Source organism: Chitinophaga sp., assembly GCF_036569185.1.
In the GTDB taxonomy this organism is placed as follows: Bacteria; Bacteroidota; Bacteroidia; order Chitinophagales; family Chitinophagaceae; genus Chitinophaga.
Map to the genome: position 1 here is coordinate 1 of NZ_DATCRD010000378.1, position 3,923 is coordinate 3,923.

3 protein-coding genes and 2 pseudogenes are annotated in these 3,923 nt (G+C 50.0%); 4 read left to right on the top strand and 1 reads right to left on the bottom strand.

Going from position 1 to position 3,923, the window contains the following annotated elements; genetic code table 11:
• Positions 1–421, top strand: a pseudogene (locus VIM72_RS28530) (nicotinate phosphoribosyltransferase); the annotation flags it as partial.
• A 97-nt stretch (positions 422–518) separates the two neighbouring features.
• On the opposite strand, the gene ypfJ reads toward VIM72_RS28530, so the two are convergent.
• The gene (gene ypfJ / locus VIM72_RS28535; protein ID WP_332006214.1) at positions 519–1,382 is read right to left on the bottom strand and encodes a KPN_02809 family neutral zinc metallopeptidase; all 864 of its coding nucleotides are present in this window, start codon (positions 1,380–1,382) and stop codon (positions 519–521) included.
• 148 nt (positions 1,383–1,530) lie between these two features.
• Here ypfJ and VIM72_RS28540 point away from each other — a divergent pair, with 148 nt between their 5' ends.
• From VIM72_RS28540 to VIM72_RS28550, 3 genes and pseudogenes are all read left to right on the top strand, one after another.
• Complete coding sequence (locus VIM72_RS28540; RefSeq protein WP_332006215.1) at positions 1,531–2,541, top strand: NADP-dependent oxidoreductase; 1,011 nt, start codon at positions 1,531–1,533, stop codon at positions 2,539–2,541.
• 8 nt (positions 2,542–2,549) lie between these two features.
• Positions 2,550–3,377 carry a formate dehydrogenase accessory sulfurtransferase FdhD gene (gene fdhD, locus VIM72_RS28545; protein ID WP_332006216.1) on the top strand — a complete coding sequence of 276 codons (828 nt, stop codon included), beginning with the start codon at positions 2,550–2,552 and terminating at the stop codon, positions 3,375–3,377.
• Positions 3,378–3,393: 16 nt separating this feature from the next.
• Positions 3,394–3,923, top strand: a pseudogene (locus VIM72_RS28550) (hypothetical protein); the annotation flags it as partial.

The window sequence follows — 3,923 nt, forward strand, 5'->3', positions numbered from 1 at the left end:
TACTTATACCACGCCTGTTTTCTTTGAGCAGTTCGATAAAAAATTCGCGCGGCTGTTCGACGGGGTGCGGCACGACAGCGGCGATCCCATCTTATTTGCAGACCGCACAATTACCCACTACAAGGGGAAAAATGTAGATCCTCTCAGCAAAACCATTATTTTTTCAGACGGGCTCAATTATGAGAAAGTGGCGGATATCGCCGCCTATTGCCGTGGTAAGATAGGGATGTCGTTTGGTATTGGTACCAACTTTACCAATGATGTGGGATTAACCGCCCTGAATATTGTGATCAAGATGTATGAAGCCCTGCCGGAAGACGCGCCGCGGTGGACGCCTGTAGTGAAATTGTCGGACGTGAACGGTAAATATACGGGAGATCCCCGGATGATTGAACTGGCGAAGGAAATGCTGGATATATAGTAACAGGCGGGACACCCGGTTTTACCAACATGGCGGAGCTTCCTGGGCTGTACCACTGCATTTTACAGCAATACAGCCCAGGAAACCGTTCGTCCTGTTACCAGGAGCCCAGGCCAATACCTGTGTCCCCGTCGGCCACATTCCCGGATTCAAAGCCTTTTTTGAACCAGAACATTCTTTGTTCAGAAGTGCCGTGCGTAAAAGCATCAGGTACCACCTGTCCTGTACTGGCCTGTTGCAGGCGATCGTCGCCCACCGCGCTGGCAGCGCTCAGGCCAGATTCAATATCTCCCGGATCCAGGAAAGGCCGGATCTTATTGGCGCGGTTAGCCCATACGCCCGCCAGGAAATCGGCCTGCAATTCCAGCATCACCGATAATTTGTTGTATTCCTTTTCGCTTAGCCGGGAACGCATAGCCTGCAATTTATTGCTGATGCCCAGCAGGTTCTGTACGTGATGCCCTACTTCATGCGCAATCACATATGCCTTTGCGAAATCACCCTTTACACCAAACTGTTGCTCCAGTTCATTAAAGAAAGAAACATCCAGGTATACTTTGCGGTCGGCCGGGCAGTAAAACGGTCCCATTGCTGATTCCGCAAAACCGCAGCCGGAGTTGGTACCTTTTTCGAAAGACACCATTCCGGGTACTTCATAGGTTTTGTTCCTTTCCTGGAATCCCTGCTTCCATACCCTTTCGGTACTGCGGAGCACTTTGGAAGACATCACTTCGAAGGCATTTGCATTTTCCTTTGTGAGCTTTTCAGCGGTGCCGGCCTGCTCCTGCCCGGGGCTTGCCTGTTGAACCACCTGCATTACCTGTTGTGGATCCTGCTTAAAGATCAGGGCCAATACTATAATGATAACGGTGCCAATACCGCCGCCCACACCGATCTTGCGCATGCCGCCACCAGTCCGTTTCTCGACGTTTTCGCTCATTTCTTCATCATCAAGACGCATAGTAGATTTTAATTTTTACGGGTGAAGATTCTTACCCCGAATGTACATTTTTCATTGTTAATTTCGCTACTTTCCCGGCTGATAAACAAAAGCATTTTTTAACTGTTAAATAATCATTGCCATTCCTCATTTTTAAATACCCGGATGTATGAAAATAAAACAGATCCTCCTGGCCACAAGGCCCAAAGGATTACCTGTAGCCAGCAACTTTGAAACCGTAGACGCTATTTTACCCGAGCTGCAGGATGGCGAGGTGATGGTAAAGCCCCTTTACTTTTCTGTAGATCCGTATATGCGTGGCCGTATGAACGACGCACCATCGTATATACCACCTTTCCAGGTAGGCGAGCCTATTGAAAGCACTGGTATAGGGGAAGTAACCCATAGCAAAAGCGCACTCTTTAAAACAGGCGATAAAGTAATGGGCAGCGGCCCAAAACCCTTTCTGCCCTGGGCCACCGCTGCCATCTTCGCGGAAGAGCACCTCCGTAAGATCGACGAGAGTATCCCGCTTACCTCTTACCTTGGCCTGCTGGGCGTACCCGGGCTTACTGCTTACTTTGGCCTGATGGATATTGGCAAACCCAAAGCCGGGGAAACTGTAGTGGTATCCGGCGCAGCAGGCGCCGTAGGTATAGTGGCGGGACAAATTGCACGGATATTTGGCTGTCGCGCAGTAGGCATCGCCGGAGGCGCAGAAAAAGTAAAGATGCTCACCGATACCTTTAACTTCGATGCAGCTATCGACTATAAAGGCAATCAAAACATAGAAGCGGCTATTGCCGCCGCCTGCCCCAATGGCGTGGATATTTATTTCGATAATGTAGGCGGCGAGATCTCCGATGCGGTGATCAGACATCTCAATTTCTTTGCCCGCGTGCCGCTATGCGGACAGATCGCCCTGTATAATTCCACAGAAGTACCCGTAGGTCCGCGTATTCAACCTATTATGGTAACGAGGAGCATTCTTATGCAGGGATTTACTATGACCAACTACACCAGCAGGTTTGGCGAAGGTTTCAAACAGCTCTCTGAATGGGTAAAAGAAGGAAAAATAAAATACACTGAAACCGTGGTGGAAGGATTTGACCAGCTGCCGGCTGCATTACTCGGATTATTTTCGGGAAGAAACAGCGGTAAGATGGTGGTGAAAGTGTAAATTTGAATATGACGAATGCAGTTGTTCATACCCGTGTTAAGAAAGTAACGGCAGAAAGTATTACAGATGCCAGTGATACCCTCGCCGCAGAAGATCCACTCGAAATAAGACTGGTGCATGGGCCTTCCCATAACCGCCGGCAGCAGAACATTTCCGTTACCATGCGCACGCCTGGCGAGGATATGGAACTGGCTGCCGGTTTCCTGTTTACCGAAGGTGTGATTGGTGAGCACAGCGCTATCCAGGAAATTATTTTGTCGGAAGACAGCAACGGGAGCATTGCTACCGTTCATCTGAAGCCTTCCATCGTTGCCCGCCTGGGCAATACCCAACGTAATTTCGCGGCTACCGCCGCCTGTGGGGTATGCGGCAAAACGGATATGGCCGATATTCATACAGGCGTTACTGTTAATCGCAGTAACTTTCGCCTGGCCGCAGAAAAATTATTTGGTTTGCCTGCGATACTGCGGAACGAACAGGCGCTTTTTCAATCCACCGGCGGATTACATGCGGCGGCGCTTTTTAGCCGTAACATGGAATTGCTCCTGCTGCGCGAAGATATTGGTCGACATAACGCGGTAGACAAACTCATAGGCGCCGCCCTGCAGCAACCATCAGTGCCGCTGGACAAGTGTGTGCTGCTGCTCAGCGGCCGCGCAGGATTTGAGCTGATCCAGAAAGCCGCCATGGCCGGAATACCTGTAATTGCCGCCATCGGCGCGCCTTCCAGTATGGCGGTAAAAATGGCCGCTGAATGGAATATTACCCTGCTGGGCTTTTTAAAGGATCAACGTTTTAATATTTACAGTGGAGCAGAAAGAATTGATGCCAGATAAAATAATATTACCTGTAATGGATAGCGCGGAAAACCCGGTGCGGTTTACCGGTATTAAACTGGGGACGCCAAAACAAGTTGCCGCAGGCATCCCCGCAGTAGTTTCCAGTATGCGGCATATCCTGGAGGAAATGAATGCCTTCCGGGGAATGAAAGCATTGCTGGAGCTTAACCAGAAAGATGGGTTCGATTGCCCCGGATGTGCATGGCCCGATCCCGACGATGAAAGATCCGGCATTGCCGAGTATTGTGAGAACGGCGCTAAAGCCATAGCAGAAGAAGCGACCACCAAAAGAGTGACGCCGGACTTTTTTGCGGCGAACAGTGTGGCAGATCTGGGCGCTTTAACAGATTATGAGATAGGTAAAAAAGGCAGGATAGCCCAGCCCATGTACCTGGCTCCCGGAGCCACACACTATGCTCCTGTCGCCTGGGCGGACGCGTATAAAATTATTGCCGGTCATCTTCATAAATTATCCTCCCCCAACGAAGCCATATTTTACACTTCGGGAAGAACCAGTAATGAAGCCGCTTTCCTGTACCAGCT

Excerpts from the sequence above, each read along its gene's own strand:
- VIM72_RS28540 (WP_332006215.1), top strand. The coding sequence starts at position 1,531 with ATGAAAATAAAACAGATCCTCCTGGCCACAAGGCCCAAAGGATTACCT.
- ypfJ (WP_332006214.1), bottom strand. The coding sequence starts at position 1,382 with ATGCGTCTTGATGATGAAGAAATGAGCGAAAACGTCGAGAAACGGACT.
- fdhD (WP_332006216.1), top strand. The coding sequence starts at position 2,550 with ATGACGAATGCAGTTGTTCATACCCGTGTTAAGAAAGTAACGGCAGAA.